Here is a 2,858-nt window from a genome sequence, read left to right as displayed (position 1 = left end):
CGACGCCGCCGCTCGCGCCGTGCACCAGCAGCGTCTCGCCGGGCCGCAGGTCCAGGAGGCGCAGCGCGCGCCGCGCCGTCTCGCCCACCACGGGCAGGGCGGCGGCCTGGGCGGCGTCCATGTCGTCGGGCACGGGCGCCCAGCGCCGCAGCAGGGCGAGCTCGGCGGCGCCGCGGCCGGTCCAGCCGGTCACCCGGTCGCCGACGGCGACGCCCGTGACGCCGTCGCCCACCTGGTCCACGACGCCGGACACCTCCGTGCCGGGCACCGCCGGCAGGGGCGTGCGGAAGGCGTGCTCCATCGCGCCCGAGCGGACCTTGGCGTCGAACGGGTTCACACCCGCCGCCTCGACCCGCACCCGGACCTGCCCGGCGCCCGCCTGCGGGTCGGGCACCTCCCCGACGTGCAGCACCTCGGGGTCACCGAACCTGTCGTACACCGCTGCGCGCACCGCGCCCGTCCTTTCCCGCACGTCGTGAGCACCCGCCCCGTGCGTGCCGTCCCGTTTTGCTGTCCCAGCCAGGTAACGCGGTTGCCGCCCCGAGACATTCCGGTCGGTCTGCGCCGACGGGCCACCGCCCTGACCCCGTCCTACCATGAGACGCATGCCGAGACCCCAGGTGCCTGACCCGGACAGCGAGCCGCGCACCGGACCGGTCGCCGGCCGGACCGGTCCGCTCAGCCTCGCGGTCGTCGCGCTCGCGCGGGCCCACCGCGCGCTGGCCGCCGAGCTGTTCCGCGAGCTGGGCCTGCACCCCGGGCAGGAGCTCATCCTCATGTACCTCTGGGAGCACGGGCCCCAGCGGCAGACCGACCTCGCGGCGTACGTCGGCACCGACTCGGCCGCGATGACGCGGACCGTCCAACGACTCGAACGGTCCGGCTTCGTGCGCCGCCGCCCCGGCACCGACGACCGGCGGGTCACGCTGGTGGAGCCCACGCCCGCGAGCCAGGCGCTGCGCCCGCGCGTCGCCGACGCCTGGGCGCGCCTGGAGGCCGCCACGGCGGGCGCTCTGGAGGCGGCCGACCTCGCGGCGGCCACCGGGCTGCTGCGCACGCTCGAGCGGAACGTCACCGAGGCAGCGCTCTGGGCTACGGGGCCCACGCCCCGGCCACCGGCGCCATCAGCCCCGGGTCGGACGCCGGGTCCGGGCCCGCAGGAGCCTCCACCCGGTCCGACGGACCGGGCACCGTGAGCGTCGCGATCGCCGTCGTGACGGGGATGGCGAGCACGAGGCCGATCGACCCGACCAGCGTGCGCACCACCTCCACGGCGATCTCCCCCGACGTGAGCGCCCGCAGCGGCGACTGGTCCACCAGCCACACCATCAGGAGCAGCGGCAGCGCGGCGCCCACGTACGCGAACGCGATCGTGTAGACCGTCGAGGCGATGTGGTCGCGCCCGATGCGCATCGCGCCGGCGAACAGCTCGGCGCGCGACGCCGTCGGCGCGAGCGCCCGCAGCTCCCACACCGCGGAGGCCTGCGTGATCGTCACGTCGTTGAGCACGCCGAGGCCCGCCAGGACGATGCCGCACAGCGCGATCCCGCGCAGGTCGGCGGCCGGGGCGCTCGCGGGCAGGAACGCGGCCGCCTCGTCGGTGGTGCCGGTGATCTGCGCGGCGCCCGACGCCCAGGCGGCGATGCCGGCGGTGAGCACGAGGCCGACGAGCGTGCCGAGCAGCGCCGTGGACGTGCGGGCGGACAACCCGTGCGCGAGGTACAGCGTGGCGAACATGACGAGGCTCGCGGTGACCAGCGCGACGCCGAACGCGTCCTGCCCCGCGAGCAGCGCCGGCATCGTGAACCCGAGCAGCACGGCGAACGCGAGGCCGAGGCCGGCGAGCGCCGCCAGGCCACGCCAGCGCGCGACGAGTAGCACGACGAGCGCGTAGACGACCGCCAGCGCCGCGATGGGCAGGTCGCGCCGGTGGTCGAGGAAGACCAGGGGGTCGACGCCGGGCTGCGCGACCTCGGAGATGTCGACCGCGGTGATGCGGTCGCCCTCGGCGAGCGGCACGGACGGTCCCGGCGACTGCATGCGCACGACCTCGCCGTCGGGGAGCTCGACCGGGACGCTGCCGGTGTCCGGGTCGGCCGGCCCGGCGACGGTCGCCGAGACGAACGACGTGCCCTCCGCTCTCGCGGGCACCCGGTCGGGCACGTCGGCCCCGCCGGGCCACAGCACCCACAGCCCCGCCAGCGTCGCGAGCAGGGCCGAGACCAGGATCGTGACCAGGAAGAACGTGGTCCTGGGCGCGGCGGGGCCCGCCGCACCGTGCGAGGGAGCGTGCGCCATGCGGTCATCCTCACCCAGCGCCGGGCGGACGGCGCGGCGAGCGCGGAACTGCCGGGGGACGGACCGTCAGAAGAGGCCGTCGAGCACGTCGGCGGTGTCGACGGGCACCCCGCAGGTCGAGCTCCAGGACGCGGTGCCCTCGGCAGCGGGCTCGCCGTCGAGCGAGATGCGGCAGGTGATGTCCTCGGCGTCGCCGGCCGCGGTGACCAGGAGGGAGAACATCTGCGTGTCGACGGGGATCGTGCCCGTCCAGGGCGTGCGGACCGTGAACCCGTCGCCGTTGCCCTCGCGGCGCTGCTGGGTGCCGCCGTCCTGGGCGACGTCCACGGTGCCCGCGTAGGCCACCCTGACGAGCTCGCCGTCGGACGGCGTCGAGATCTCGACCGTGACCTCGTGCGCGGCCTGCGCGTCCGGGCCCGTCAGCGGCTCCCCGGTGAGGGCGTAGACGCCGCTGGCCAGGCCGTCGTCGCCGGCCTGGCCGAGGGCGGGCACGAGCCAGGCGGCGCCCGCCGCGAGCGCGGCGGCGACACCGCCGGCCAGGGCCCACCGCAGGGAGCGAC

At 76.7% G+C, this 2,858-nt stretch carries 4 protein-coding genes; 1 reads left to right on the top strand and 3 read right to left on the bottom strand.

Annotated features, from left to right (window positions below):
• A partial coding sequence (locus HLB15_RS23135; protein ID WP_311979611.1) for an alcohol dehydrogenase catalytic domain-containing protein occupies positions 1 to 451 on the bottom strand: 451 nt, incomplete at its 3' end.
• A 154-nt stretch (positions 452 to 605) separates the two neighbouring features.
• On the opposite strand from HLB15_RS23135, the gene HLB15_RS23130 reads away from it, so the two are divergent.
• A complete protein-coding gene (locus HLB15_RS23130) occupies positions 606 to 1,196 on the top strand; it encodes a MarR family winged helix-turn-helix transcriptional regulator (RefSeq protein ID WP_171109068.1) in 591 nt (196 codons plus the stop codon).
• Here HLB15_RS23130 and HLB15_RS23125 read toward each other — a convergent pair.
• Both HLB15_RS23125 and HLB15_RS23120 read right to left on the bottom strand, forming a co-directional pair.
• Positions 1,093 to 2,298, bottom strand: coding sequence for a YibE/F family protein (locus HLB15_RS23125; RefSeq protein ID WP_171109066.1), 1,206 nt, complete (start codon positions 2,296 to 2,298; stop codon positions 1,093 to 1,095). The genes HLB15_RS23130 and HLB15_RS23125 overlap by 104 nt on opposite strands.
• A gap of 66 nt (positions 2,299 to 2,364) precedes the next feature.
• Positions 2,365 to 2,858 (bottom strand): hypothetical protein (locus HLB15_RS23120; RefSeq protein WP_212760274.1); only part of this gene is annotated, 494 nt, incomplete at its 5' end.

Source organism: Promicromonospora citrea (assembly GCF_013004695.1).
Lineage (GTDB): Bacteria > Actinomycetota > Actinomycetes > Actinomycetales > Cellulomonadaceae > Promicromonospora > Promicromonospora citrea.
Note: the sequence above shows the minus strand (reverse complement) of the source record. Positions and strands in the feature narration are given on the sequence as shown.

Coding starts and splice junctions, on each gene's coding strand:
- HLB15_RS23130 (WP_171109068.1), top strand. CDS start 606: ATGCCGAGACCCCAGGTGCCTGACCCGGACAGCGAGCCGCGCACCGGA.
- HLB15_RS23125 (WP_171109066.1), bottom strand. CDS start 2,298: ATGGCGCACGCTCCCTCGCACGGTGCGGCGGGCCCCGCCGCGCCCAGG.